The 25,228-nt window shown below is 73.5% G+C and carries 23 protein-coding genes and 1 pseudogene; 17 read left to right on the forward strand and 7 right to left on the reverse strand.

Features of this window, described 5'->3' with window-relative positions; genetic code table 11:
• Nucleotides 1–54: 54 nt before the first annotated feature.
• Nucleotides 55–1,350 (reverse strand): cytochrome P450, encoded by a 1,296-nt coding sequence (locus UQW22_RS11720; protein WP_407317151.1) that lies wholly within the window; start codon nt 1,348–1,350, stop codon nt 55–57.
• Between the two features lie 90 nt (nt 1,351–1,440).
• On the opposite strand from UQW22_RS11720, the gene UQW22_RS11725 reads away from it, so the two are divergent.
• The 13 genes and pseudogenes from UQW22_RS11725 to UQW22_RS11785 all read left to right on the forward strand — a co-directional run bounded on the left by UQW22_RS11725 (nt 1,441) and on the right by UQW22_RS11785 (nt 14,989).
• Nucleotides 1,441–2,535, forward strand: a complete 1,095-nt coding sequence (locus UQW22_RS11725; RefSeq protein ID WP_407317152.1) for a 3-oxoacyl-ACP synthase III family protein — start codon at nt 1,441–1,443, stop codon at nt 2,533–2,535.
• 50 nt (nt 2,536–2,585) lie between these two features.
• Complete coding sequence (locus UQW22_RS11730) at nt 2,586–3,326, forward strand: glycosyltransferase (protein WP_407317153.1); 741 nt, start codon at nt 2,586–2,588, stop codon at nt 3,324–3,326.
• Nucleotides 3,323–4,507 carry a cytochrome P450 gene (locus UQW22_RS11735; RefSeq protein WP_407317154.1) on the forward strand — a complete coding sequence of 395 codons (1,185 nt, stop codon included), beginning with the start codon at nt 3,323–3,325 and terminating at the stop codon, nt 4,505–4,507. Before UQW22_RS11730 ends, UQW22_RS11735 begins: the two co-directional genes overlap by 4 nt.
• A complete protein-coding gene (locus tag UQW22_RS11740; RefSeq protein ID WP_407317155.1) occupies nt 4,504–6,195 on the forward strand; it encodes a class I adenylate-forming enzyme family protein in 1,692 nt (563 codons plus the stop codon). The genes UQW22_RS11735 and UQW22_RS11740 overlap by 4 nt, the downstream gene beginning before the upstream one ends.
• 4 nt (nt 6,196–6,199) lie before the next feature.
• Nucleotides 6,200–6,787 (forward strand): pyridoxamine 5'-phosphate oxidase family protein, encoded by a 588-nt coding sequence (locus tag UQW22_RS11745; RefSeq protein ID WP_407317156.1) that lies wholly within the window; start codon nt 6,200–6,202, stop codon nt 6,785–6,787.
• Between the two features lie 259 nt (nt 6,788–7,046).
• A complete protein-coding gene (locus tag UQW22_RS11750; protein ID WP_407317157.1) occupies nt 7,047–8,870 on the forward strand; it encodes an acetolactate synthase large subunit in 1,824 nt (607 codons plus the stop codon).
• Between the two features lie 14 nt (nt 8,871–8,884).
• Nucleotides 8,885–9,406, forward strand: coding sequence for an acetolactate synthase small subunit (gene ilvN / locus UQW22_RS11755; protein ID WP_407317158.1), 522 nt, complete (start codon nt 8,885–8,887; stop codon nt 9,404–9,406).
• 86 nt (nt 9,407–9,492) lie between these two features.
• Entirely contained in the window at nt 9,493–10,521 is a 1,029-nt protein-coding gene (gene ilvC, locus UQW22_RS11760; protein WP_407317159.1) for a ketol-acid reductoisomerase, read from the forward strand.
• A 128-nt stretch (nt 10,522–10,649) separates the two neighbouring features.
• A complete protein-coding gene (locus UQW22_RS11765) occupies nt 10,650–11,213 on the forward strand; it encodes an ASCH domain-containing protein (RefSeq protein WP_407317160.1) in 564 nt (187 codons plus the stop codon).
• A pseudogene (locus UQW22_RS11770) lies at nt 11,180–11,464 on the forward strand (VOC family protein); the annotation flags it as partial. The gene UQW22_RS11765 and the pseudogene UQW22_RS11770, both read left to right, overlap by 34 nt.
• 64 nt (nt 11,465–11,528) lie before the next feature.
• Nucleotides 11,529–12,572 (forward strand): 3-isopropylmalate dehydrogenase, encoded by a 1,044-nt coding sequence (locus UQW22_RS11775; protein WP_407317161.1) that lies wholly within the window; start codon nt 11,529–11,531, stop codon nt 12,570–12,572.
• 125 nt (nt 12,573–12,697) lie between these two features.
• Nucleotides 12,698–13,831 carry a branched-chain amino acid aminotransferase gene (locus UQW22_RS11780; protein ID WP_407317162.1) on the forward strand — a complete coding sequence of 378 codons (1,134 nt, stop codon included), beginning with the start codon at nt 12,698–12,700 and terminating at the stop codon, nt 13,829–13,831.
• Nucleotides 13,832–13,843: 12 nt separating this feature from the next.
• Nucleotides 13,844–14,989 carry a winged helix DNA-binding domain-containing protein gene (locus tag UQW22_RS11785; protein ID WP_407317163.1) on the forward strand — a complete coding sequence of 382 codons (1,146 nt, stop codon included), beginning with the start codon at nt 13,844–13,846 and terminating at the stop codon, nt 14,987–14,989.
• Here UQW22_RS11785 and UQW22_RS11790 read toward each other — a convergent pair.
• Nucleotides 14,964–15,530 carry a hypothetical protein gene (locus UQW22_RS11790; RefSeq protein WP_407317164.1) on the reverse strand — a complete coding sequence of 189 codons (567 nt, stop codon included), beginning with the start codon at nt 15,528–15,530 and terminating at the stop codon, nt 14,964–14,966. The genes UQW22_RS11785 and UQW22_RS11790 overlap by 26 nt on opposite strands.
• 300 nt (nt 15,531–15,830) lie before the next feature.
• On the opposite strand from UQW22_RS11790, the gene cimA reads away from it, so the two are divergent.
• Both cimA and UQW22_RS11800 read left to right on the forward strand, forming a co-directional pair.
• Nucleotides 15,831–17,486 (forward strand): citramalate synthase, encoded by a 1,656-nt coding sequence (gene cimA / locus UQW22_RS11795; protein WP_407317165.1) that lies wholly within the window; start codon nt 15,831–15,833, stop codon nt 17,484–17,486.
• A 20-nt stretch (nt 17,487–17,506) separates the two neighbouring features.
• The gene (locus UQW22_RS11800) at nt 17,507–18,595 is read left to right on the forward strand and encodes a biotin/lipoate A/B protein ligase family protein (protein WP_407317166.1); all 1,089 of its coding nucleotides are present in this window, start codon (nt 17,507–17,509) and stop codon (nt 18,593–18,595) included.
• A gap of 47 nt (nt 18,596–18,642) precedes the next feature.
• Here UQW22_RS11800 and UQW22_RS11805 read toward each other — a convergent pair whose 3' ends face one another.
• A complete protein-coding gene (locus tag UQW22_RS11805) occupies nt 18,643–19,395 on the reverse strand; it encodes a YggS family pyridoxal phosphate-dependent enzyme (protein ID WP_407317167.1) in 753 nt (250 codons plus the stop codon).
• Between the two features lie 80 nt (nt 19,396–19,475).
• Here UQW22_RS11805 and UQW22_RS11810 point away from each other — a divergent pair, with 80 nt between their 5' ends.
• Entirely contained in the window at nt 19,476–19,877 is a 402-nt protein-coding gene (locus tag UQW22_RS11810) for a YccF domain-containing protein (RefSeq protein ID WP_407317168.1), read from the forward strand.
• On the opposite strand, the gene UQW22_RS11815 is transcribed toward UQW22_RS11810, so the two are convergent.
• Complete coding sequence (locus UQW22_RS11815; RefSeq protein WP_407317169.1) at nt 19,862–20,425, reverse strand: putative immunity protein; 564 nt, start codon at nt 20,423–20,425, stop codon at nt 19,862–19,864. The two genes, UQW22_RS11810 and UQW22_RS11815, sit on opposite strands and share 16 nt — an antisense overlap.
• A 4-nt stretch (nt 20,426–20,429) precedes the next feature.
• A complete protein-coding gene (gene ybaK / locus UQW22_RS11820; RefSeq protein ID WP_407320804.1) occupies nt 20,430–20,924 on the reverse strand; it encodes a Cys-tRNA(Pro) deacylase in 495 nt (164 codons plus the stop codon).
• Nucleotides 20,925–21,006: 82 nt separating this feature from the next.
• On the opposite strand from ybaK, the gene UQW22_RS11825 reads away from it, so the two are divergent.
• Nucleotides 21,007–21,759 carry a sulfite exporter TauE/SafE family protein gene (locus UQW22_RS11825; RefSeq protein WP_407317170.1) on the forward strand — a complete coding sequence of 251 codons (753 nt, stop codon included), beginning with the start codon at nt 21,007–21,009 and terminating at the stop codon, nt 21,757–21,759.
• Nucleotides 21,760–21,777: 18 nt separating this feature from the next.
• Here the strand turns inward: UQW22_RS11825 and UQW22_RS11830 are convergent, their stop codons facing one another.
• Together UQW22_RS11830 and UQW22_RS11835 are read right to left on the reverse strand one after the other, a co-directional pair.
• Nucleotides 21,778–22,269 carry a hypothetical protein gene (locus UQW22_RS11830; protein WP_407317171.1) on the reverse strand — a complete coding sequence of 164 codons (492 nt, stop codon included), beginning with the start codon at nt 22,267–22,269 and terminating at the stop codon, nt 21,778–21,780.
• A gap of 116 nt (nt 22,270–22,385) precedes the next feature.
• On the reverse strand, nt 22,386–25,121 hold the full coding sequence (locus UQW22_RS11835) for a DEAD/DEAH box helicase (RefSeq protein ID WP_407317172.1): 2,736 nt from the start codon (nt 25,119–25,121) through the stop codon (nt 22,386–22,388).
• Nucleotides 25,122–25,228 lie beyond the last annotated feature (107 nt).

The raw sequence follows: 25,228 nt of genomic DNA on the forward strand, positions 1-25,228 counted from the left end.
CCGGGGGGACGTCGAACCCACCACCTGTCGGGGACCGCGAACGCCCCGGAACCGTCAGGCGCGCGTGACGACCAGGCGGTCGTACCCGGGGACGAGGGCGCGCCGAGTGGCGCGCCGGGAGGAGATCGTCAGCGGCACGCCGTCGTCCCACAGCGCGTGCAGCAGGGCCGCGATCTCCGCGCGGGCGAGCGCCGCCCCGAGACACAGGTGACGTCCCGCGCCGAACCACAGCTGGCGCGTCTGGGGAGCGTACGGCCGGTCGGCGCGGAACGGTCCGGCGGCGACGTTCGCCGCCCAGGTGAGGACGAGGATGCGCTCACCTGCGCGCAGCGTGCGGCCGGCGACATCGACGTCTGCCGACACGCCGCGACCGATGACCGAGGCAGGGCTCGTCACGCGGAGCCCCTCACGGACCGCGTTCTCGACGACGTCCGGCTCGCCGGCCGCGCGTTCGGAGGGCTGCTCGCGCTCGGCGGCGAGCCGGCCCAGCAGGAGGTGCTGCTCACCGGTGTCGACGAGGAGCGCTGCCGTGCGGGTCATCGCGGACGCGGACGTCTCGGTGCCGGCGACGAGGAGGAGACTCGCGAGGCCGGTCGTCTCGGCCAGGCCGAGGCCGATCTCTCGGCACCGCCCGAGCAGGTGGTCCGGCGACGCGTCCCGCCACCCGTCGGGGACACCGCGGGTCAGCTCGGCCACGATGGCTCGCGCCGCCGCGACCTGCCCGGGTGACAGGGCGGTCGATCCGGCGCTACCGAGCGCGATGGCGGCCAGCCGCTCCCCGGTGGTGAAGGCGGCGTGCGCCTCCGCGGCGCTCGGTGGCTGACCGGGGTCGCCCTGTGCGGGGATGCCGAGCAGCGAGATCATCATCCGCCCCACGAGGACCCGCGCGAGCCGACCGATGTCCACGCGCCCGCCTGCAGCGAGCGTGCAGCGTGCCTGGCCCAGCGGGTCGCTCCAGGCCGTGTCGACGAGCCGCGCGGAGTTCGCCTCGGTGAACAGCTCACGCGAACGGGCGCGCAGGTCGTGGTGACCGGGGCCGTCGAAGAGGTCGAGCACCCAGTCTCCGAGGATCTGCGCCCACAGGTGCCCGACGCCGCCCTCCGCGACGAGGGTGAAGTGCTGGTGGTCGGTCAGGACCCGCCGGCCGACCGTCGGGTCCGCCGTCACCCACCCGAGGCCGGGGACCCGGCGGAGCCCGCCGGCACCGCCCGGGCGTGGGCCGGCGAGGGCGCCTCCCGCCAGGAGGACCCCGGCCATCGCGGGCCGGGCGGCGGCGAGGACCTGCAGCTCGTGGCGGGTCGTCGGCAGCAGACGCCGTCGACCCGGGGCAGCGGTCGGGTACGGGGTCACCCGACCATTGTGGTGCACGCCCCGAGACCACCCGCGCCGGACCTGTGGACGGCGGCATCACCGGACAGGGGCACGACTATCCTGTCGCGGGTGCCCGTCACCGCCCAGCCGTCCGACCGGACCGCACCTCGCCCGACGTCCACGACGGCGGTGATCGCCGGCGTCGGCGTCCACCTGCCGGAACGCACGGTGGACGTGCGCGCCGCCGAGCTCGAGCTCGCCGCGCGCAACCCCGGTGCCGTGCCCCGCGTCCCCCTGGTGTCGCGACTGACCGGGGTGCGCCGGGTGCACGTCCTGCCCGACTCGTGGGACGCGTCGGACCTCGCGGTCGCCGCGGCCGGGAAGCTGCTCGCGGCGGAGGGCCTCGCCACCGACGACGTCGACCTGCTGCTGTTCGCCTCGGCGACGCAGGACATGATCGAACCCGCGACGAGCCACATCGTCGCGGCGAAGCTGGGCGTGCGGGCGCCGGTCATGGACGTCAAGAACGCGTGCAACTCGGTGCTGAACGCGATCGAGGTCGCCGAGGCGCTCGTCGGGGCCGGCGGGTACCGCACGGTCCTGATCACCTGCGGCGAGGCGCCCACGCGCGGGGTCCGTCGTGACGTGCCGGACCGGGCCACCTACCTGCTCTCCGCGCCCGGGTACACCATTTCCGACGCCGGGGCGGCGGTCCTCGTCCGTCGTGCCACGCCCGAGGAGTCCGGCGCCCGGGACGCGCAGGGCCGGCCGGCGCCGCGCGGGATCCTCGCCAGCGCCTTCGGCGCGGACTCGACGCGCTGGGACGTGGGGATGCTCCCCGGCGGCGGCACCGCGCACCCCCGCGACCCCGAGCGGACGTACTTCGAGATCGACGGGTCGCGGCTGCGCGAGGCGTTCCTCGCCCTCGGGCCCGACGTCGTCCACCAGGCGCTGGAGCGGGCCGGCGTCACCTGGGACGACGTCGCCCTGGTCGCCGTCCACCAGGTGGCGGTCGCGTACCTCGACGACGTCCAGGTCGCGCTCGGCCTGCCACCGGGGCGCACCGTCGTCACGGTCGCCGACCACGGGAACGTGGCCTCGGCGTCCCTGCCGCTGCAGCTCCGGACCGCTCTGGACACGTGCCGGGTCGGACCCGGCGACCTGGTGGTGCTCGTCGGTCTCGCCGGCGGCATCAGCATCGGCGCGACGGTCGTCCGGCTGTGAGCCGGACCCGGTCCGCCCCGGCGGGACCGCGCTCCTCGTACCGTCTGGCCGTGGTCGTCCCGGCTCGCGACGAGGTGCACGGCGTCGGCGCCACCCTCGCCGCGCTGCGCGACCAGCAGGACCCGGACTTCGACCTGGTCGTCGTGGACAACGGCTCGTCGGACGGGACCGGCGAGCTCGTGCGGGCCACGGCGGAGGTATGGGGCATGACACGGTGGCGCGTGGTCGACGAGGCGCAGAAGGGCACCGGCGCCGCCGCCGACACGGGGATGCGGGCGGCGATCGCGGCCGGCGCGACGCACCTCGCGCGCACCGACGCCGACTGCCTGCCCGCACCCGACTGGACGCGTCGCGTCCGGGACGCGTTCGCCGCCGGGCACGACCTCGTCGCCGGCCGCCTCGTCCCGCGCACCGACGACCGGCCGGTCTCGCGCGTCCAGCAGGCCGTGCTGGCGGCGGCGGTGGTCGTCGCGAGCACGTTCGGCCGGTTCCGGCCCGGCAACCAGGACCCGGGCTACCGGGGTCCGTACGTGATGGCGGCGGGGTGCAACATGGCGATCACGGCGGCCCTGTACGAGGCGGCCGGGGGCTTCCCGCGCACGGCCATCGAGGACCTCCACGAGGACCGTGCCCTCGTCAACGCCGTCCGCCGCCTCACGACCCGGTACGGCGCGCACCGCGAGGTCGTGGTGCGCGCCTCCGCGCGGCGGGCCCACGCCTGGGGCCTGGTCCGCACCCTCGGCTGGTACGCCGACCACCGATACCGCCCCGAGGTCGTGGACATCCGATGACGGCCCTGCGGTGGGAGGAACGCGTCCAGCGGGGGGCTCACCCGCTGGCCTACCCGGCGATCCGCGGGCTGCGGCGGCTCGGTCCGGTGGTGCGGGTCCCCGGGATCGGCGTCGTCGTCTCGGACGCCGCGACCGCCCGGGAGGTGCTGCTGGACACCGACCGGTTCTCCAAGGTCGGCCCGGGAGCGCCGTCGGACCTGTGGACGCCGGTGCTCGGCCCCTCCGTGCTGCTCAACATGGAGGGGACCGACCACGGCCGGCTGCGCCGCACGCTGGCCGGCCTGTTCACCCCGCGCACCGTGCGCGAGCTCGTCGCGGTGAGCGTGCCGGCCGCCCTGGCGGCGCTGCCCGAGCGACTGCTGGCGGGGGAGCGGGTCGACCTGGTCGCGGAGACGGCGACCATCGCCGGGACGGTGATCTGTGCGATGACGGGGTTGCCGCCGACCGACGCCGCCGTGCGCGAGGCGATGACCGCCGCCCAGTCGGTCGTCGGCCTGGTGCGCCTGCACCGGCACAGCCTGACGCCCTCCCAGGTACGCCACGCGCGGGCGGTGCTCGCCCGGCTGTCGGAGCCCGCGCGCGACGCCTACCGGGACGGCGACCCGGCCACCGTCCCGGGGCGGATGCGTGAGCTGGGCCTGTCGGAGGAGGAGGCGCTGGGAGCGGTGGGCGCCTTCGTGCTCACCGGGACCGAGACCGTCCAGTCCTTCGTCCCGCGCCTGGTGGCGCTCGCCGCGGACACGGGCTGGCTCGACCGGCTGCTGGCCGCGGACCCGGCGACACCGGAAGGCGCCGCCCTGCGCGGTCGGGTGGTCGAGGAGGCGCTGCGGGTCACGGCGCCCACCCCGGCGATGCTCCGGTCGGTCCGCGCGGACGCGGCCGTGGGCACGGTGCGGGTCCGCGCAGGTGACCGCGTCGTCGTCGCGACGATCTCGTGCTGCCGCGACGCCGGCCCGTTCGACCCGGGCACACCGGCCGACGCCGCCGTCCGGCACCTCTGGTTCGGTGCCGGACCGCACTTCTGCCTCGGGATGCCGCTCGCCCTGGCGCAGGTCGACGCCGTGCTGGACGCCCTGCGGTCCGTCGCCGTGGCGGGGCGTGCCCTCCGGGTCGTGGACCGGTCGGTGGCGCGCGGCGTCCTCATCCCCGCCTACCGCTCGTTGACCGTGGAGGCCGCATGACCACCGGTGCCCACCTGCTCGACCCGATCCTCGCCCGCGGGGCCACCGGGCATCCCGGGGCCGATGACGTCGCGCTGCGGCGGTGGGCCCGGGGCGGACGACGCGGCCCACGGGTGCGCGCGGAGGTCACGTACGGCGACCTGGCACGACGTATCACGGCGACCGCCGCGGCGCTCGCCGCCGACGGGCTCGCCCCGGGCGACCGGGCGCTGTTCTCGGTGCGCCCACGCCCCCAGGGCGTCGTGCTGGCGCTAGGTGCCGTCCGTGCCGGCGCGACGGTCGTGTTCGTCGACCCGGGGTCGACACCGGAGCTGTTCGCCGCGCGCGTGGCCGCCGCCCGGCCGGCGCTCGCGATGACCGAGTCCCTGCTCTACGCCGTCTCGCGGGGCCCGCTGCGCCGCGTCGCGCGCGCCCGGGGCGTCTTGCTGCCGGACTACGCCACGCTGCCCGTCCGGCACGTGCACGCCGGGACGTGGCTGCCGGGGGTGCCGCGCGGCTCGCGGTCGGCGGCGACCCTGGCGCGTACGGTCCCGGACGCCGGCCCCCTGCCGGATCTCGACCCAAACCGCGAGGCGCTGGTCGTGTTCACCTCCGGCACGACGGCGCAGCCGCGCGCCGTGGTGCACAGCGCGGGCTCGCTGCTGGCCGGGTGCGACCTGCTGCGCGAGGTCTTCGACCTCGCCCCCGGCGACGTGGTGCACACCGACCAGATGCTGCTGGGCATGCCCGCGCTGCTCGCCGGCGCGACGTGGTCGGTCCCCGCCGACCCGCCGGGCCGGGACGTCGTGGCGTTCGGGCGGTGCCTGGCCGACGCCGCGGGGACCTATCTCGTGCCCGCGGACGTGACCGCGCTGCTGGACGCCGTCGAGGACGGGCGGCTGCCGGCCCGGGGACCGCGGGTGGCGCTGGTCGGGGGAGCGCCGGTGACCCGGGCGCTGCTCGAGCGCGCCACCCGGATCCTGCCCGGCACCCGCTGGGTCGGCGTCTACGGGATGACGGAGATCCTGCCGGTCGCTGTCGTCGAGGCGGACGACAAGCTCGCGTTCGGCGGCGACGGGGACCTGGTGGGCCGTCCGTTGCCCCGGGTGGAGGCGTGGCTGGGCCGTGCCGAGGACGCGGAGGACGGCGTCGGTGAGCTCGTGCTCGGCGGCCCCTCGCTCATGGCGGGCTACCTGCACGACCTCGACGCCGCGGGCGCTCCCGCACGTGCCCGCGAGCACCGCACCGGTGACCTCGCGCGCCTCGAGCCCGACGGCCGCATCGTGCTCGTCGGCCGGACGCGGGACATGATCATCCGCGGGACGACGAACATCTATCCCGGCCTCTTCGAGCCACGGATCGCGGCGCTCGACGGCGTCGGCGAGGCCGTGCTCGTCGGCCTGCCCCGCACCGACGGCGACGAGGTGGTCGCACTGGTCGTCACCTCGGCGCAGTCACCGGCGCGTCGCCCGAGAGAGGTGGCCCTCGACGCGGACCACCCGCTCGTCGCGCAGCTGCGGGTCGCGCTGCCGGACGTGCTCGACCACGACGCGCTGCCCGACGTCGTGCTGCACGCGTCGCACGTCCCGGTGGCCGGACGCAGCCGCAAGCCCGACCGGACGGCGCTCGCCCGCGCCGCGGCCCGGTGGTGCCCGGACGCGGTGTCCGGGTGGGAACCGGGGCCCGGCACCGGTCGTCTGGCAGGGTAGGCCCATGGGAAAGGTTCATGAGCGCATCGACGACCGGCTGCGGTCGTTCCTCGAGGCCCAGCACGTGTTCTTCGTGGGGACGGCGCCGCTGTCCGGTGACGGCCGGGTGAACGTCTCCCCGAAGGGCGTCGACGGTTCGTTCGTGGTGCTGGACGACCGCACGGTGTCCTACCTGGACATCACGGCGTCCGGGGCGGAGACGATCGCGCACCTGCGGGAGAACGGGCGGGTCACGCTGATGTTCTGCGCCTTCGAGGGGCCGCCGAACATCGTGCGCCTGCACGGCCGCGGGCGGGTCGTGAGCCTGTACGACGACGAGTACGCGGACCTGGCGGAGCACTTCACCGAGCGGCGCGGGGCCCGGGCCGTCATCGTCGTCGACGTCGAGCGGGTCTCCGACTCGTGCGGGTACGGCGTGCCGCTCTACGACCACGCCGGCGAACGCGACCTCCTGCCCGCGTTCATGGACCGCAAGGGTGCCGACGGTCAGGTCGCCTACCGCCGGGCCAAGAACCTGACCAGCATCGACGGGCTGCCGGCGTTCGACGACGATCCCGCGCCGGCCGAGGGGCCCGTGGGGTCGCAGCCGTGACCGCCGTCACGCCCCGGACACCCCCGTGTCCATCATGCGGGACGCTTCGACCACGGCGTGACATCGACCGTCCGACGGCGTAACGTGCGTCACGTGCAGACGATTCTTCTCGTAGTACTTCCTGAGCGCGCCGGCTGAGGCCCCGCACAGGCTTTCGTCAGCGCGCTCACCCCTCGTCAGTCCCTCGTCCCGGGACCGGGGGGTTTTTCGTTGCACAGATACCCCGGATCAACCCAGATCGAGCGGCAGGAGAGACCCCATGGGCCAGCCGAACCCGACACCAGCCCAGGTGGCTGCACGTACCGCGCCCCGCGGCGTCGACCGCGTGGTAGGCGAGCAGGTCACCGGCGCCCAGTCGATCGTCCGGTCGCTCGAGGCCGTCGGGGTCGAGAACGTCTTCGGCATCCCCGGCGGTGCGATCCTGCCGACCTACGACCCGTTGATGGACTCGGCGAAGCTGCGCCACATCCTCGTGCGTCACGAGCAGGGCGGCGGCCACGCGGCCTCCGGCTACGCGCACGCTACCGGAAAGGTCGGCGTGACCATGGCGACGTCGGGCCCGGGGGCGACCAACCTGGTCACACCGCTCGCCGACGCCAACATGGACTCCATCCCGATGGTCGCGATCACCGGGCAGGTGGCCGCCCCGGCCATCGGGACCGACGCCTTCCAGGAGGCGGACATCGTCGGCATCACGATGCCGGTGACCAAGCACTCCTACCTCGTCACCGACCCGGACGAGATCCCGCGCACCATCGCCGAGGCGTTCCACATCGCCTCGACCGGGCGCCCCGGTCCCGTGCTCGTCGACATCGCGAAGTCCGCCATGCAGGAGCGCACCACGTTCTCGTGGCCGCAGGAGCTCGCGCTGCCCGGCTACCACCCGGTGACGAAGCCGCACGCCAAGCAGGTCCGCGAGGCCGCCAAGCTGCTCGCCACGGCCCGCCGCCCGGTGCTGTACGTGGGCGGTGGCGTCATCCGGTCGGGTGCCTCGGCGGCGCTGCGTCGCCTGGTAGACACCTCGGGTGCCGCGGTCGTCACCACGCTCATGGCCCGTGGCTCCGTGCCGGACTCGCACCCGCAGCACCTGGGCATGCCCGGCATGCACGGCACGGTGCCGGCCGTCGCGGCTCTGCAGAAGGCGGACCTCGTCGTGGCGCTCGGCGCCCGGTTCGACGACCGCGTCACCGGCAAGCTGTCCAGCTTCGCGCCGCACGCCGCCGTCATCCACGCGGACATCGACCCCGCCGAGATCGGCAAGAACCGCGCTGTCGACGTCCCCATCGTCGGGGACCTGCGTGAGGTGATCGAGGAGCTGGTGCCCGCGCTGCAGGCGGAGCAGGAGCGGACGGGCAAGCCCGACGTCGAGGCGTGGTGGCACCAGATCGACACGTGGCGCGAGACCTACCCGCTGGGCTTCTCCTCGACGGCGGACGGGCACCTCGCCCCGCAGCACGTGATCTCGCGGCTCGGCGAGATCGCCGGCCCCGACGCCATCTACGTCGCCGGCGTGGGCCAGCACCAGATGTGGGCGGCGCAGTTCATCCGGTACGAGCGCCCGAACACGTGGATCAACTCCGGCGGCCTGGGCACCATGGGCTTCTCGGTGCCCGCGGCCATGGGTGCCAAGGTCGGCGAGCCCGACCGTGACGTGTGGGCGATCGACGGCGACGGCTGCTTCCAGATGACCAACCAGGAGCTCGCGACCTGCGCGATCAACGACATCCCCATCAAGGTGGCGCTGATCAACAACAGCTCGCTCGGCATGGTCCGCCAGTGGCAGACGCTCTTCTACAACGAGCGGTACTCCAACACCGACCTGCACACCGGCCACGGCACCGTGCGGATCCCCGACTTCGTCAAGCTGGCCGAGGCCTACGGCTGCGTCGGCATCCGCGTCGAGCACGAGTCCGAGGTGGACGACGCCATCAAGAGGGCGAACGAGATCGACGACCGCCCCGTCGTCGTCGACTTCAACGTCTCGCGCGACGCGATGGTGTGGCCCATGGTCGCGGCCGGCGTGAGCAACGACGACATCCAGTACGCGCGCGGCATCTCGCCCGCCTGGGAACGCGAAGACTGAGTGAGGACTGAACCATGTCGCGACACACGCTGTCCGTGCTGGTGGAGAACAAGCCCGGCGTCCTGACACGCGTCGCCGGCCTCTTCGCCCGCCGTGCCTTCAACATCCACTCCCTGGCCGTCGGCCCCACCGAGCACGACGAGATCTCCCGGATCACCGTGGTCGTGGACGTCGACGAGCACCCGCTCGAGCAGGTCACCAAGCAGCTGAACAAGCTCGTGCACGTGATCAAGATCGTGGAGCTCGACGCCGAGGTGTCCGTCCAGCGCGAGCTCCTGCTCGTCAAGGTCAAGGCCGACGCCGCCACGCGGTCCGGCGTCCTCGAGGTCGTCGAGCTGTTCCGCGCCCATGTCGTGGACGTGGTGCCGGACACGGTCGTCATCGAGGCGACCGGGACGAGCACCAAGCTCGACGCGCTGCTGACCGCGCTCGAACCCTTCGGGGTCCGCGAGATCGTCAAGTCCGGGACCCTCGCCGTCGGGCGCGGGTCGCGGTCCATCACCGACCGGGCCCTGGAACGGGTGCGCAGCGCCTGAGACGCCGCGTCACCTCCCGCCCGAGGCCTGGCACCATCAACCCGACACCCCCCGACGCGAACCACCCGAGAAAGAGGAGCACCACCGTGGCTGAGATGTTCTACGAGGACGCCGCCGACCTGTCCATCATCCAGCAGCGCAAGGTCGCGGTCATCGGCTACGGCAGCCAGGGCCACGCCCACGCGCTCAACCTGCGCGACTCCGGCGTCGACGTCCGCGTCGGCCTGCGTGCCGGCTCGTCCTCGCAGCAGAAGGCCGAGAACGAGGGCCTCAAGGTCCTGCCCGTCGCCGACGCCGTCAAGGAGGCCGACGTCGTCGTCATCCTGGCCCCGGACCAGGTCCAGCGTGACCTGTACCGCGACGAGATCGCCCCGAACCTGACCGAGGGCACCGCGCTCGTGTTCGGGCACGGCTTCAACATCCGCTTCGGCTACATCAAGCCCGAGGCCGGCCACGACGTGCTCATGGTCGCCCCCAAGGGCCCGGGCCACCTCGTGCGCCGCGAGTACGTCGACGGGCGCGGCGTCCCCGTGATCGTCGCCGTCGAGCAGGACGCCTCCGGCTCGGCCTGGGACCTCGCGCTGTCCTACGCCGCCGGCATCGGCGGCCTGCGTGCCGGTGGCATCAAGACCACCTTCACCGAGGAGACCGAGACCGACCTGTTCGGTGAGCAGGCCGTGCTCTGCGGCGGTGCCTCGCAGCTCGTCCAGTACGGGTTCGAGACCCTCACCGAGGCCGGCTACCAGCCCGAGGTCGCCTACTTCGAGGTGCTGCACGAGCTCAAGCTCATCGTCGACCTCATGGTCGAGGGCGGTATCGCCAAGCAGCGCTGGTCCGTCTCCGACACCGCCGAGTACGGCGACTACGTCTCCGGGCCCCGCGTCATCTCGCCCGAGGTGAAGGAGAACATGAAGGCCGTGCTCGCGGACATCCAGTCGGGTGCCTTCGCCGAGCGCTTCATCGCCGACCAGGACAACGGCGGCCAGGAGTTCAAGGAGCTCCGCGCCAAGGGTGAGGCGCACCCCATCGAGACGACCGGTCGCGAGCTCCGCAAGATGTTCGCGTGGATCAAGCCCGCTGACTCCGACTACCAGGAGGGCAGCGCCGCTCGCTGACGCCACCCCTGTCGCGAGCGACGCGTGCGGCCGCCACCCCGACCCCGGGGTGGCGGCCGCGCGTGCGTTCCAGGGCTCACCCGGCGCAGCGCGGGACGTCGCGGTGCCGCCCTGGCAGGATGGCTCGCATGACCGAACCGACGAACGAGGCGCAGGGCGCCGGGACCTCAGGCAGCGCACCTCACCTGGCGGACACCGACCAGGCCGACCGCATCACGCGGTTCTGGGACACCGCCCGCCCGAGCGCCGGGCGGACGAGCCACGGCGGCGCTGTCGGCGAGCGGTCGGAGAACGTGGTGCCGCCGCCGGCCTGGGCGTTCGGGGACCACCCGCAGCTCGCCGACGAGCTCCTCGCCCTCGTGCTCGCCGGGACCAAGACCGCGACGGCGTCGCTCGTGGTCGAGTACGAGGACGCCTCCGAGCAGCTCCCGCGCGCCGGCGACCTGTCCATCCTGCTGGACGGTGCCGGTGACCCGCGGGCGCTGGTCCGCACCACCGAGGTCGAGACGGTGCCGTTCGACGAGGTCACCGCCGAGCACGCCTGGGCCGAGGGCGAGGACGACCGCACGCTGGAGTCGTGGCGCGAGCAGCACGAGCGGTACTGGCGGCGCACCCTCGCCGGCACCGACCACGAGTTCGACCCGTCGGTCCCGGTGGTCTGCGAGCGTTTCGAGGTGCTGTACTCGGAGTGAGGCCCGCGCCTCGCGAGCCCGGCAGGGTGCCGCCCGGGATGGTGTTCGTCCGGGTCGAGCACGAGAAGTCCGGCAAGAACCGGTTGCACCGGGACTTCGTGCCGCACACGAGCGACGACCGCGACGCCGAGATCGAGCGACTGGTCCGGCTGGGTGCCACGGTGATCGACGTCGGGCAGCCCGACGACGTGTCGTGGACGGTCCTGGCGGACCCGGACGGCAACGAGTTCTGCGTATTGTCCTCCCGGGAGACTTCTTGTCCGCATCGCGAGACGGGCGTCCGCATCATGGCCGACGACGGCGTAGGCTCGGCCCATGACGCGCAACATCGACCTGGCAGTGGTGGCAGGAGACGGCATCGGGACCGAGGTCGTCGAACAGGGCCTCGCGGTCCTGGACGCCGCCGTCGCCGGATCCGACCTCAAGATCTCCACCACCGAGCTCGACCTCGGTGCGCGTCGGTGGCACGCCACCGGAGAGACGCTCACGGACCCCGACCTGCAGCGCATCCGCGAGCACGACGCGATCCTGCTCGGCGCGATCGGCGACCCGTCGGTGCCGTCCGGCGTCCTCGAGCGGGGTCTGCTGCTCAAGCTGCGCTTCGCGCTCGACCACTACGTGAACCTGCGCCCCGGCAAGCTGTACGAGGGTGTGACCAGCCCGCTGGCCGCGCCCGGCGACGTCGACTTCGTCGTCGTCCGTGAGGGCACCGAGGGTCCGTACGTCGGCAACGGTGGCTCCGTCCGCACGGGGACGCCGCACGAGATCGCCACCGAGGTGTCGGTCAACACGGCGTTCGGCGTGGAGCGTGTCGTGCGCGACGCGTTCGCCCGTGCCCAGGCGCGCCCCCGCAAGCACCTCACCCTCGTGCACAAGCACAACGTGCTGGTGCACGCCGGTCACCTGTGGCGCCGGACCGTCGAGGCGGTCAACGCCGAGTTCCCCGACGTCACGACCGACTACCTGCACGTCGACGCCGCCACGATCTTCCTGACCACGAACCCGTCGCGCTTCGACGTCATCGTCACCGACAACCTGTTCGGTGACATCCTCACCGACCAGGCGGCCGCCATCACCGGCGGGATCGGACTGGCCGCGTCGGCGAACATCAACCCGGACCGCACCGCGCCGTCGATGTTCGAGCCGGTGCACGGGTCGGCACCGGACATCGCCGGCCAGGGCAAGGCGGACCCGACCGCCACCGTCCTGTCGGTCTCGCTGATGCTCGACCACCTCGGCCTGACCGACGAGGCCGCGCGGGTCGAGGCGGCCGTGGCCGCCGACCTGGCGACCCGTGGTGAGGCGGTGCGCACGACGGCGGAGGTCGGCCGGGACCTGGCCGCACGAGTAGCGGGCTGAGCCCGGTCGGTGCTGGGGAGGGGTCGCAGGGCCATTCTCCCCGGATCGGACCGGTGCTCGCGTAGGTCACGGCGCTCCAGCCGTGGAAGACTACGAAGGTCCGTTCGTGAAAGGGTCCCGCAGACATGACCAGCACCGACAGTTCCGCCATCCTCCCCGCCGAGCTGGAGGACCTCGTCGCACTGTTCGACGTCGAGCAGTCCGACGCCCCGACGCCCGACGCCGAGCGTGAGGCCGCGCTCGCCGCACCGCGCTTCGGGACGGTCTTCACCGACCACATGGCGCGCGTCACCTGGCGCCGCGACACCGGTTGGCTGGACCGACGGATCGAGAAGTACGGGCCGCTGCAGCTCGACCCGGCGACCGCCGTCCTGCACTACGCGCAGGAGATCTTCGAGGGGATGAAGGCGTACAAGCACGCCGACGGCTCCGTGTGGACCTTCCGGCCGGACGCGAACGCGGCCCGGTTCGCCCGGTCCGCCCACCGCCTGGCCCTGCCCGCGCTCTCCGTGGACGACTTCATCGGGTCCATCGCCGCGCTCGTGCGGACCGACCTCGCGTGGGTCCCCGGCGGCGAGGACTCCAGCCTCTACCTGCGGCCGTTCATGTTCGCCTCCGAGGCGTTCCTCGGGGTGCGCCCGGCCGCCGAGGTCGAGTACCTCTGCATCGCCTCGCCGGTCGGCCCCTACTTCGCCGGCGGGGTCAGGCCCGTGTCGATCTGGGTCGCCGAGGACTACCACCGCGCCGGCCCTGGGGGCACGGGCGACGCCAAGTGCGGGGGCAACTACGCCGCGAGCCTCCTGCCGCAGACCCAGGCGCAGGAGAACGGCTGCGACCAGGTGTGCTTCCTCGACGCCGCCACCAACCACTACCTCGAAGAGCTCGGCGGCATGAACGTGTTCGTCGTCATGGCCGACGGCAGCGTGCACACGCCCGAGCTCACCGGCTCGATCCTCGAGGGCGTGACCCGGTCCTCGATCCTGCGTCTCGTCGCGGACCGTGACCGGGACGTCGTCGAGCGCCGCATCCCGCTGGCCGAGATCGTCGCCGGGCTCGCCGACGGCACCGTGCGCGAGGTCTTCGCCTGCGGCACCGCCGCCGTCGTCACGCCGATCGGCAGGCTCGCCGGGAGCACGTTCGACCACACGGTCGCCGACGGCGAGCCCGGCGAGCTGACCATGCAGATCCGCACCGAGCTGACCGACATCCAGTACGGCCGCGCCGAGGACCGGCACGGCTGGATGCGTCGCCTGGCCTGAGGGTGAGCGGCCGTGTCGGCGCAGCTCACGCTGGACGAGCTCGGGCGGACCACGTGGGCCCGGCAGCTCCTCCTCTCCCGCGCGGAGGGCACGGTCGCGGACGTGGTCGGGGCCGTCGGCGGACTGCAGGCCCAACATCCCGACATGCCGTCCACGGCGCTGTGGGCGCGCCGGGCGGGGACGTCGACCACCGACCTCGACGACGCCCTGGCGGAGCGCGAGGTGGTCAGAGCCACCGTCATGCGCTCGACGCTGCACGTGGTCCCCGTGGCACGCTGGGCGGACCTCGACGCCGTCAGCGCCGCCGAGCGGCTGGCGACGTGGCGCGCCAGCGCCCGCCGGGCCGGCGTGGACCTGGTGGAGCTCAACGCCGGCGTGCGTGAGCTGTGCCGCACGGGCCCCCGTACCGTCGACGAGATCGAGGCCTTCGCCGCCGAGCGGCACCCGGGGGTCGATGTCGTCGCCGCGGTGCCCGGCGGGGTGAGCCGACCGTGGTGGCGGCTCGCGTCGGCGGGCGGCGGTCTGGTCCGGCTCCCCGGCTCCCATCCGAGCGCGGCGGACGCCCCGGCGTCTTCCGTCGAGGGTGCGTCGTGGTGCGGGGTGTCCGAGGAGCCGGACCTGGACGCCGCCCGGGTGCGCGCCGTCGTCGGCTACCTGCGGGCGTTCGGACCGGCGAGCCGCGCCGACGTCGGGCACGGCCTGGGCATCCGCCGGGCCACGCCGCTGAAGGCGGCGCTCGCCGAGATCGGGCCCCGCGTGCTCAGCGGCCCCGACGGCACGGAGCTGCTCGACCTGCCCGACGGCGAGGTGGTCACCGCGGACGTGGCCGCACCCGTGCGCTTCCTGCCGCGCTGGGAGCACCTGCTCGTCGCGCTCAAGGACCGGGGGCGGTTCCTCGACGACGCCGGTGCCGCGGCGGTGTATCGCCGCAACGGCGACATCCTGCCGACCTGCTGGGTCGACGGTCGGGTCGTCGGGACCTGGGCCGTCGACGTCACCGGCGATCGGGCGACGCTCGCGGTCACGCCGACCGCCACCGCGCCCGAGCTCACCGCGGCGCTGCGCGACGAGCTGGTCGCCGAGGGCACGCGCCTGGTGGATCGGATCGCCCCGGACGCCGCCGAGCGCACCGTCACATGGTCTCGGCCGGCCGGTTGAGCGTGCGGCCCAGGACGCTGCCGAGCATGGAGGCGACTGCGATCCCGAGGATGATCCACACCAGCGCGGTCATCGCCCCGGCCAGCGGGTCCGGGTTCCCCGTGAACGGCAGGACGGCGAGGATGACGGCCGTCAGACCCACCAGCCAGCGGAAGAACATGTCGGGCCGTGGGGCGACCACGACGAGCAGGTGCAGCACGACGGCCGCCAGCAGCGCGAAGATCGCACCGGCGCCTGCCCACGAGGCGTCGTCGCCCATGCCGATGGCGTCGGGCGGCGCGTAGAGGCCGATGTCGAACACCTCGTCGAAGATGACCGAGGCGGCGAACCCGATCAGTGCGCACACCAGCACCGTCGCCGCAGCACCGGCCCAGTAGCGCCCGGCGTCCAGCCGGGGCCGTGGTGGTCCGGCGGGCTCGGCAGGCACCCTGCCGGCCTGGCCGGGGGGCGGGAAGACGCTCGGGGGCTGCTCGCCCGGGTGCACCGGCTCCTGACGCTGCGTGGGGTCCTGCGCGCCGTAGGGCCGCTGGGGATCGCTCACCGTCGTCCTCCTCGTGTCGTCGACAGCCCCTAGCCGACCACACCTGGACCCCGCACACCTCGCGGACACCCCGCAGCGGGGCGGATCGCCCGGTCCAGGACGCGGACGGCCGGTGACCCGGCAGGGCGGCTGTGGCACTATGTGAGGCATGACTCACGGACGGCAGCCCCACCACCGCTGCTCCTGCCGCATTAGCTAGCGCGTCCGGTCCACCTGACCGGACGCGCAGACCTTCCGTACCCGGGGGGTCTTTTTTGTTGTCCAGATCTGTGCCCGCACCGAGCCCCACGGGAGCCACCGATGGCCGCCGCCCCGTTCCACGTGTACGACACCACCCTGCGCGACGGTGCGCAGCAGGAGGGGATGAACCTCTCCGTCGCGGACAAGCTCGCGATCGCGCCCCTGCTCGACGAGCTGGGCGTGGGCTTCATCGAGGGCGGGTGGCCGGGGGCGATCCCGAAGGACACCGAGTTCTTCCGGCGGGCCGCCAAGGAGGTCGAGCTGCGCCATGCCGTCCTGGCGGCGTTCGGCTCGACGCGCAAGGCCGCCACCCGCGCCTGGGACGACCCGCAGGTGCGCGCCCTGGTGGACTCCGAGGCGCCGGTGGTGACGCTCGTGGCCAAGTCCGACGTCCGGCACGTCGAGCGCGCCCTGCGCACGACGCCGGACGAGGGCCTGGCGATGATCCGCGACACCGTGGAGTTCCTGGTGGGTGAGGGGCGCCGGGTCGTGGTGGACGCGGAGCACTTCTTCGACGGCTACCGGTTCGACCCGGTGTACACGACGGCGGCCGTGCGGACCGCGTTCGAGGCGGGCGCCGAGGTGGTCGCCCTGTGCGACACCAACGGCGGCATGCTGCCGACCTGGGTCGCGGACATCGTCGCCGAGCTGCGCGAGACGCTCGGGATGGCGCACGGCCGCGACGCCCTGCCCGGCGACGGCCTGCTCGGGATCCACGCCCACAACGACTCCGGGTGCGCGATCGCCAACACGCTCGCCGCCGTCGACGCGGGCTGCGCGCACGTCCAGGGCACGGTGAACGGCTACGGCGAGCGGACCGGCAACGTGGACCTGGTGGCGGTCGTGGCGAACCTGGCCCTGAAGAACGGGATCTCCACCCTGCCCGGCGACGGGCTCGCCGACTCGACGCGGATCGCGCACGCGGTCGCCGAGATCACCAACATCGCGCCCTACGCCCGCCAGCCCTACGTGGGGGCGAGCGCCTTCGCCCACAAGGCCGGTCTGCACGCCAGCGCGATCAAGGTCGACCCGGACCTCTACCAGCACATCGACCCGACCGCGGTCGGCAACGACATGCGCATGCTCGTCTCCGACATGGCCGGCCGCGCCTCCATCGAGCTCAAGGGCCGGGAGCTCGGCTTCGACCTGACGGGTCAGGGCGAGCTGCTGACCCGGGTGACGAACCGGGTCAAGGAGGCGGAGGCGCAGGGCTACACCTTCGACGCCGCCGACGCCTCCTTCGAGCTGATCCTGCGCGAGGAGCTGACCGGCGGCCGGCCGCACTACTTCCGCATCGAGTCCTGGCGCGCGATCGTCGAGACGTCGGGCGGCCGGGCCGGTGGGCAGCCGGACGCCGACCGTCGCGACGCCGAGGCGCTGGCCGAGGCCACCGTGAAGCTGCACGCCGGCGGTGAGCGCATCGTGGTCACGGGGGAGGGCAACGGTCCCGTCAACGCGCTCGACCAGGCGCTGCGCCACGCGCTCACCCGCGTCTACCCGCAGATCGAGAAGTTCGACCTCGTCGACTTCAAGGTGCGCATCCTCGACGCCGAGCACGGCACGGACGCCACCACCCGCGTCCTGGTCGAGACCACCGACGGGCACCACACCTGGTCGACCGTCGGCGTCGGGCCCAACATCATCGAGGCCGCGTGGGAGGCGCTCATCGACGCGCACGTCTACGGCCTGGTCCACGCGGACGTCGTTCCTCGGTGAACCGCCGCTAGGCTGGCCGGGTGCATGGTGAGTACAAGGTTCCCGGCGGCAAGCTCGTGGCGGTCGACCTCGACGTCGACACCTCCTCGGACCCGGGCGTCCTGACCGACGTCCGGATCAGCGGGGACTTCTTCCTGGAGCCCGACGAGGCGCTGGGCGTCATGGACGCCGCGCTGACCGGGCTGACCTCGTCGACGTCCACGGGCGAGCTCGCCCGGGTGGTGACCGAGGCGCTCGATGCGGCGCAGCAGGCCGGGACCCTGGCAGGTCCCGTGGCCATGGTCGGGTTCGACGCCCGGGCCGTCGCCGTCGCGGTGCGACGTGCCCTCGGCCTGGCCACGACGTGGGACCAGCACACCTTCGAGGTGCTGCGCCCCGGCCCGCTGCCGCCCCGGACGCTCGCGGCGCTGGACCAGGTGCTCACCGAGGAGCTCGCCGATGGTCGACGCGGGCCGACCCTGCGGTTCTGGGACTGGGACGAGCGGGCGGTGTTCATCGGCTCCTTCCAGTCGTACCGCAACGAGATCGACGACGACGGCGTCGCCCGCCACGACGTCACCGTGGTGCGACGCATCTCCGGCGGGGGAGCGATGTTCATGGAGGCCGGCAACTGCGTGACGTTCTCGCTCGTGGTGCCGGGGTCCCTGGTGGACGGCATGAGCTTCGAGGACTCGTACGCGTTCCTGGACTCCTGGGTGCTCGGCGCGCTGGCCGAGCTCGGCGTCGAGGCCTCGTTCGCGGGGATGAACGACGTCGCCTCACCGGCCGGCAAGATCGCGGGGTCCGCCCAGAAGCGGCTCGCCGGGGGAGCGGTGCTGCACCACATGACGATGGCCTACGACATCGACGCCGACAAGATGCTCGAGGTGCTGCGGATCGGCCGCGAGAAGATGTCCGACAAGGGCACGCGCAGCGCCAACAAGCGGGTGGACCCCCTGCGCTCGCAGACCGGGATGGCGCGCGACGACGTCGTCGACGCCTTCGCGCGGTACTTCGCCGGACAGTACAAGACCGAGGAGTCCGCCCTGCGGCCGGAGGAGCTGGAGCGGGCCGAGGAGCTGGTCCGGACCAAGTTCGCGACCCCGGAGTGGATCCACCGGGTGCCCTGAGCGTCCCCGGCCGGGAGCGAGGCAGCCGTCGGCCGGGAGGGCGCCGCTCAGACCGGGGGGCGCGCTCCGAAGACTGCGGTCCCGACGCGCACGATCGTCGCGTCCTCGGCGACGGCGAGCTCCAGGTCGCCGGACATCCCCATCGACAGCTCGCGCGCCTCCGAGGTGCCCGGCGCACCGGACGCTACGACCTCGTCGCGGATCGCCCGCAGCGTCGAGAAGCCCGCACGCACCGCGGTGCGGTCGTCGGTGCGGGCCCCGATGGTCATGAACCCCGCCAGCCGCAGCCCGTCGAGCGCGGCGACGTGACGGGCCAGCGCGACGGCGTCCGACGGCGCCACCCCGGACTTGCTCTCCTCGCCGGAGACGTTGACCTGCACCATGACGTCGAGCACGCGTGCGGCGCGGGCCGCGCGCTCGGCGACGGCGTCTGCCAGGGAAGACCTGTCGACCGTCTCCAGCCCGGTGACGGTGGGCAGCATCTGGTTGATCTTGTTGCGCTGCAGGTTGCCGATCATGTGCACCTCGACACGTCCGGCAGCGACCGGACCGGCCAGCGCAGGCGCCTTCGCGACGAGCTCCTGGACGCGGTTCTCACCGAGCAGCACCGGGCCGTCGTCCCCGCGGGAGGCCGCCAGGGAGGTCGCGGCCGCGACGGCGGCGAGGACCGACTCGGCCTCCTGGGTCTTGGTCGCGAGCAGCAGGCGGACGTCGGCCGGGTCGCGCCCGGCGGCGGTCGCGGCGTCGTCGACCCGCGCGCGCACCGCGGCGAGCCGGTCGTGGACCGGGGAAGTGGGCATGCGTCCAGTCTACGAACGTCGGGGAGGACTCAGGGTGTCCCCGGATCCCGCCCGTGTCCCGGTGGTGAGAAGATGATCGGGTGAAGGCACTGCTCAACATCATCTGGCTCGTGTTCGGCGGGCTGGTGCTCGCGCTGGGCTACGCCCTCGCGGGGATCATCTGCTGCGTCCTGATCGTCACCATCCCGTGGGGCATCGCGTCGTTCCGGATCGCCGGGTACGCGCTGTGGCCCTTCGGACGCACCGTGGTCGACAGGCCGGGTGCGGGCAGCTGGTCGGTGCTGGGCAACGTGATCTGGATCGTGTTCGCGGGCATCTGGCTGGCCATCAGCCACGTCGTGACGGCCGTCGCCCAGGCGGTCACCATCATCGGCATCCCGCTGGCGATCGCGAACCTCAAGATGATCCCGATCTCGCTGCTGCCGCTCGGCAAGGACATCGTCCCGAGCGACGCGCGGTACCCGACCTACCAGCGCGCCTGACCCGGGCCGTCCGGAGGCATGGAGCCGCGGACGGCTTCGTCCAGCGTTCGCACCAGCTCGCCGACCCGCCCGCCGCCCGCCGGGGCCGCCGGGTAGCGGAGGAGGACGGCGCGGACGGTAGCTCCTGCCAGCTCGCGGGAACGGACGAGGTGTGCGGAGGCGGCGGCGTTCCCCTCCGCGAGCTCCACGGCACGGGCCGCGTGGGCCGCTGCGCCGAGGATGTGCTTGACCTGGTGGGGCCGGGCCAGCGGGTGCAGGAACGCGGCGGCCGCCGCGCTCATCGCGGCGCGGGCGGCCTCTGCGGCCGGCGTCGAGCCGGCTTCCTGTCCCGCGCGGTGCGCGGTCCAGGCCGCTGACCGGAGCGTCGCACGCCGTGGAGCGCCCTGGCTGAACTCGTCGGCGGCCAGGAGCGCGTCGAGCACCCTGGCGTCGTCCGGCCGGGCGCCGGCGAAGTGGTGCAGCACCGTCCTCGCGCGGTCGGCCCCGTAGGCAGTGGTCGCGCGGAGCTCGTCGAGGGTCAGCGAGACCACGGGGCGGGGAGCGTCCATCGGCTCAGCGACCGATCGTCGCGAGCGTCGCGTCGGTGAGCCGCACCAGGTCCCCCGGGGCCAGCGAGACGTCGAGCCCGCGGCGCCCGCCCGAGACGTAGACGACGTCGAAGCCCTCGGCCGTGGTGTCGAGGACGGTGCGGTGCCGGGCGCGCTGTCCCAGCGGTGAGATACCGCCTGCCACGTACCCGGTGGCCCGTTCGGCCCGGGCCACGTCTGCCATGGCGCCCCGCTTGCCGCTCACGGCGCGGGCCAGGGCCTTGAGGTCCAGGGAGCCGGTGACGGGGACGACGGCGACCACGAGCACGCCGTCGACGTCCGCGAGGAGCGTCTTGAACACCTGGGACGGCGGGACACCGAGCGCGTGCGCCGCCTCGTCGCCGTAGCTGAGGTCGCTCGACGGGTCGTGGTCGTACGGGTGGACGCCGTGCGGCACGCCCGCCCGCTCCAGCAGGCTGACGGCAGGGGTCGCGCCGCGCGCGGTCTTCTTCCGGGCCACGACGCCCAGTGTGCCCGATCTCGCACCCCGCGCACCGCCGTCGAGCGCGGTCCCGCGGCCCGTGCGGCGTACGGTGGTGGCCGTGCTCACCCTCCTCGTCCTCGCGATCCTCGTCGGCGGGATCCTGCAACGGGTGACGGGGATGGGGTTCGGGCTGGTCGCCGGCCCGTTCATCGTGCTGATCGTCGGGCCGCTGGAAGGCGTGCTCTTCGTGAACTTGGCCGGCGCCATCGCCTCGACGCTGATCCTCGGACGGGTGGTCCGGGACGTGGAGTGGCGCAAGTTCGCCTGGCTCGTGACGTCGTCGTTCGTCGTCACGGTGCCTGCCGCGCTGCTCCTGCGGGACGTCAGTGCCCCGGCCCTCGAGGTCACCATCGGGCTGTTCATCATCGCCGCGATGACCCTGGCGGTCGTCACCACCCGCCTGCGGCGCGAGGACCGGCACCCCGTGGACGCCGCGGCGGGCTGGCCGTTGGCCGTGACGGGGACGGCCAGCGGCATCGGCTCGGTCGCCGCGGGGATCGGGGGACCGCCGGTCGCGGTCTACGCCGTGCTCAGCGGCTGGGACCCCCGGCGGTTCGCCGCCACCGCGCAGCCGTTCTTCGCCGCGAACGCCGTGGCGGCCCTCGTGGCCAAGCTGGTGCTCGCCGACGCGTCGTTCCCGTCCATGGCGCCGTGGGAGTGGGTGCTGCTGATGGTGGCCATCGTCGGCGGGCTCGCGATCGGCGAGGTGCTCGCCCCGCGGGTGTCCGCCGAGGCCACCCGCCGGGTGCTCATCGTGCTCGCCTACGTCGGCGGGCTGGCGACGCTGACCCGGGGGCTCACGGGCCTGTGACGGCGGGCGCGCGGGCGCTCACGTGTGGTGGCGACCCTCGCGGTCGGTGCGGTCGCCGTGGGTGTCCGGCGGCGCGTCGGCGCGGTGCTCCGGGCGGTGCCCCTGGTCGGTGTCGTCGATGCGGACGGTCCCGCTGGTGGCCCGGTGCTCGGGGTCGAGCTCGTCGGCGCGGCGCAGCCGCTCCTCCACGTCGGCTCGGCTCTCGCCCACCTTCGCGTTGCGGTCCTGGGCCTCCTGCTGGAGCCGTGCCGCCTCGGCGGCCTTGCGGTCGGCCTCGGCCTGCTGCAACCGTGCCTCGGCACCGAGCTTCTCGGCCGACGCCTCGCGCTCCTGCACCGAGATGCGCTCGCGCTCGGCGTCATGACGCAGCTGTGCGGCCTTCGCCTGCTCGGCCTCGTGCCGCTTCGCCGAAGCGGTCCGCGACCGGCGCACCAGGAACCAGACCAGGAGCGCGAGCAGTATCACGGCGACGACCGCGATGACGATCCACAGGGTGGTCGAGCTGTCCATGGCAGCCTCCCGACGTGTCGAGCGAGGGACAGATTCCCCCTGAGGCGATTGAACGGCGGACAGGCTGTCCCCGCAACCGGCTACCCACGGCAGGGGAGTCGGGCGTTCGGCAGGTGCTACGCGAGACGCCCGACGTGCAGGATGCGCACGACCGGCGCGCCGGCCTCGTCGCTCGCCGCCAGGTCGACCAGTGCGGTGATCGCCCAGTCGCGGTCGCCGTCGGCGTCGTCGAGCACCTGCCGGACCCACCACGACCCGGCGGAGACGGTCGTGAGGTGCTCGCCGTCCGACGTCGTCGCACCGGCCGGCAGCTCGGCCCCCGGTTCCCGCAGCGTGAGCAGGGCGCTGGCGCGGGCGTTCGCACCGAAGCCGATGGCGTCGTCGCCCTGGGTCTCGAAGAGGTCCTCCAGCGCGTCCGCCCACGCGTCACCGTCCCAGCCGGACGCCTTGTCGAGGGCTTCGAGCGCGTCGTAGTCCTCGCGGGCGGCCAGCTCGACGCGGCGGAACATGGCGTTGCGCACCAGGCGGCGGAAGGACCGGGGGTTGCCGGTGACCGGTCGGGCGGGCGCCTCGGCGCCGGCCTCGGCGAGCTCGCCCTCCACGACGGTGTCGGCGTCGTCGTCCACCGGGTTCTGCAGCCGCTCCCACTCGTCCAGCAGCGACGAGTCGACCCCGCGCACCAGCTCGCCGAGCCACTCGACGACCTCGAGGACGTCCTCGGTGCGGTGCTCCTCCGGGACCACCTGCCGGGTCGCCCGGAACGCGTCGGCGAGGTACCGCAGCACCACGCCCTCGGTGCGTTCGAGCCCGTAGATGCTGACGAGCTCGGCGAACGTCATCGCCTGCTCGAGCATGTCGCGCACCACGGACTTCGGCGCGAGCTCGGCGCCCGCGACCCACGGGTTGGACTGCTTGTACTGGGCGAACGCCGGTTCGAGAAGGTCCGCGAGCGGCCGCGGCCAGGTGACCTCCTCGAGCAGCTCCATGCGCTCGTCGTACTCGATGCCCTCGGCCTTCATCGCGGCGACGGCCTCGCCGCGGGCCTTGCGCTGCTGGCCGTAGAGGATCTGGCGCGGGTCGTCGAGGGTGGCCTCGATGACGGAGACCACGTCGAGGGCGTGCGTGGGGGAGTCGACGTCGAGCAGGTCCATGGCCGCCAGCGCGAACGGGGACAGCGGGGCGTTGAGGGCGAAGTCGCGGGGGAGGTCGACCTCGAGCCGGACGCTGGGGCGGTAGCCCGCCGGACGCGTCGGGTCCGGGACGCGGACCCGCTCGACGACGCCCGCGACCCGCAGCGACCGGTAGATGCGCAGCGCCTGGCGCACGTGTGCCGCCTGCTGCGCGTCGGTGTCGTGGTTCGCGGTGAGCAGGTGGCGCATGGCCTCCACGGGGTCGACGGTGCCGGACCCGGCGGAGGCGTGCTCGTCGCGGGTGCGGGCGAGCACGTTGAGCACCATCGCGTGGTTGACGGTGAACTGGCTGGTCAGCGGTTCCGGGGGCGCGTCGCGCAAGCGCTCGAAGGTGGAGTCGGTCCAGTTCACCGAGCCGGCCGGCGCCTTCTTGCGGACGAGCTTCTTGAGCTTCTTCGGGTCGTCGCCGGCCTTGGCGATGGCCTTGCGGTTCTCGATGACGTGCTCGGGAGCCATGACGATGACCTCGCCGAGGGTGTCGTAGCCGGCACGTCCGGCCCGTCCGGAGATCTGGTGGAACTCCCGCGCCGTGAGGTGCCGCATCCGTTCGCCGTCGAACTTCACGAGGGAGGTCAGGAGCACGGTGCGGATGGGCACGTTGATGCCGACGCCGAGGGTGTCGGTCCCGCAGACCACCTTGAGCAGGCCACGCTGCGTGAGGCGTTCGACGAGGCGCCGATACTTCGGCAGCATGCCGGCGTGGTGCACCCCGACCCCGGCACGCAGGTACTTGCTGAGCACCTTGCCGAAGCCGGTGCCGAACCGGAACGCTCCGATCTCGGCGGCGATGGCGGCCTTCTCCTCCTTGGAGGACAGCTTGGTGCTCAGCAGCGCCTGGGCGCGGTCCACGGCGTCCTTCTGCGTGAAGTGCACGACGTAGACGGGGGCGCGGTGGGTGGTGACGAGCTCCTCGATGACCTCGGGCAGGGGGTCCTGGACGTAGGAGAACGTCAGCGGCACGGGGCGCTCGGCGTCGGCGACCTCAGCCACGGGACGGCCGGAGCGTTCCTCGAGGTCCTCGCGCAGGCGGGTGGTGTCGCCGAGCGTGGCCGACATCAGCAGGAGCTGGGTGTGCGGCAGCTCCAGCAGCGGCACCTGCCAGGCCCAGCCGCGCTGGGGGTCGCCGTAGTAGTGGAACTCGTCCATGACGACCTGGGCGATGAAGTCCTCCTCGCCCGGCGTGCCGGCGCCCCGGCGCAGGGCGAGGTTGGCGAGGATCTCCGCGGTGCAGCAGATGATCGGCGCGTCCGCGTTGACGGCACTGTCGCCGGTCATCATGCCGACGTTCCGCGAGCCGAACGCCGCGACCAGGTCGAAGAACTTCTCGCTGACCAGGGCCTTGAGCGGCGCCGTGTAGTAGGTCCGCCCGCCGAGTCCGGAACGTCGGGCGGCCAGCGCGGCGAACTGGGCACCCATCGCCACCATCGACTTGCCGGAGCCGGTCGGCGTGGCCAGGACGACGTGCGAGCCCGTCATGAGCTCGAGCAGCGCCTCCTCCTGGTGGGGGTAGAGGGTCCGGCCCGTCGACGCCGCCCACTCGCTGAAGCCTTCGAACAGCACGTCCGGGTCCGGCGCCTGGCCCGTGGGGGCCGGCAGGAACGGCAGCAGGGTGCCGGCGGGACGCGGGACGGTGGAGGGGGCGGGGGCGTCGGTGGCAGTCATCGCGGCCCATTGTCCCAGGCCGGCACCGTCCGCACGTGGTTCGGCACGTCGTGCCCTGTTCGGCAGCTCCAGGTGCCGAACAGGGCACGACGTGCCGAGCTCGGATC

The organism is Isoptericola halotolerans (genome assembly GCF_045689585.1).
Lineage (GTDB): Bacteria > Actinomycetota > Actinomycetes > Actinomycetales > Cellulomonadaceae > Isoptericola > Isoptericola halotolerans_B.

Bases quoted from the DNA above. Each gene is read 5' to 3' on its own strand.
- UQW22_RS11835 (WP_407317172.1), bottom strand. From the start codon at position 25,121: ATGACTGCCACCGACGCCCCCGCCCCCTCCACCGTCCCGCGTCCCGCC.
- UQW22_RS11815 (WP_407317169.1), bottom strand. From the start codon at position 20,425: ATGGACGCTCCCCGCCCCGTGGTCTCGCTGACCCTCGACGAGCTCCGC.
- UQW22_RS11780 (WP_407317162.1), top strand. From the start codon at position 12,698: ATGACCAGCACCGACAGTTCCGCCATCCTCCCCGCCGAGCTGGAGGAC.
- UQW22_RS11745 (WP_407317156.1), top strand. From the start codon at position 6,200: ATGGGAAAGGTTCATGAGCGCATCGACGACCGGCTGCGGTCGTTCCTC.
- cimA (WP_407317165.1), top strand. From the start codon at position 15,831: ATGGCCGCCGCCCCGTTCCACGTGTACGACACCACCCTGCGCGACGGT.
- UQW22_RS11775 (WP_407317161.1), top strand. From the start codon at position 11,529: ATGACGCGCAACATCGACCTGGCAGTGGTGGCAGGAGACGGCATCGGG.
- UQW22_RS11740 (WP_407317155.1), top strand. From the start codon at position 4,504: ATGACCACCGGTGCCCACCTGCTCGACCCGATCCTCGCCCGCGGGGCC.
- ilvN (WP_407317158.1), top strand. From the start codon at position 8,885: ATGTCGCGACACACGCTGTCCGTGCTGGTGGAGAACAAGCCCGGCGTC.
- UQW22_RS11765 (WP_407317160.1), top strand. From the start codon at position 10,650: ATGACCGAACCGACGAACGAGGCGCAGGGCGCCGGGACCTCAGGCAGC.
- UQW22_RS11805 (WP_407317167.1), bottom strand. From the start codon at position 19,395: ATGCCCACTTCCCCGGTCCACGACCGGCTCGCCGCGGTGCGCGCGCGG.
- UQW22_RS11750 (WP_407317157.1), top strand. From the start codon at position 7,047: ATGGGCCAGCCGAACCCGACACCAGCCCAGGTGGCTGCACGTACCGCG.
- UQW22_RS11735 (WP_407317154.1), top strand. From the start codon at position 3,323: ATGACGGCCCTGCGGTGGGAGGAACGCGTCCAGCGGGGGGCTCACCCG.
- UQW22_RS11830 (WP_407317171.1), bottom strand. From the start codon at position 22,269: ATGGACAGCTCGACCACCCTGTGGATCGTCATCGCGGTCGTCGCCGTG.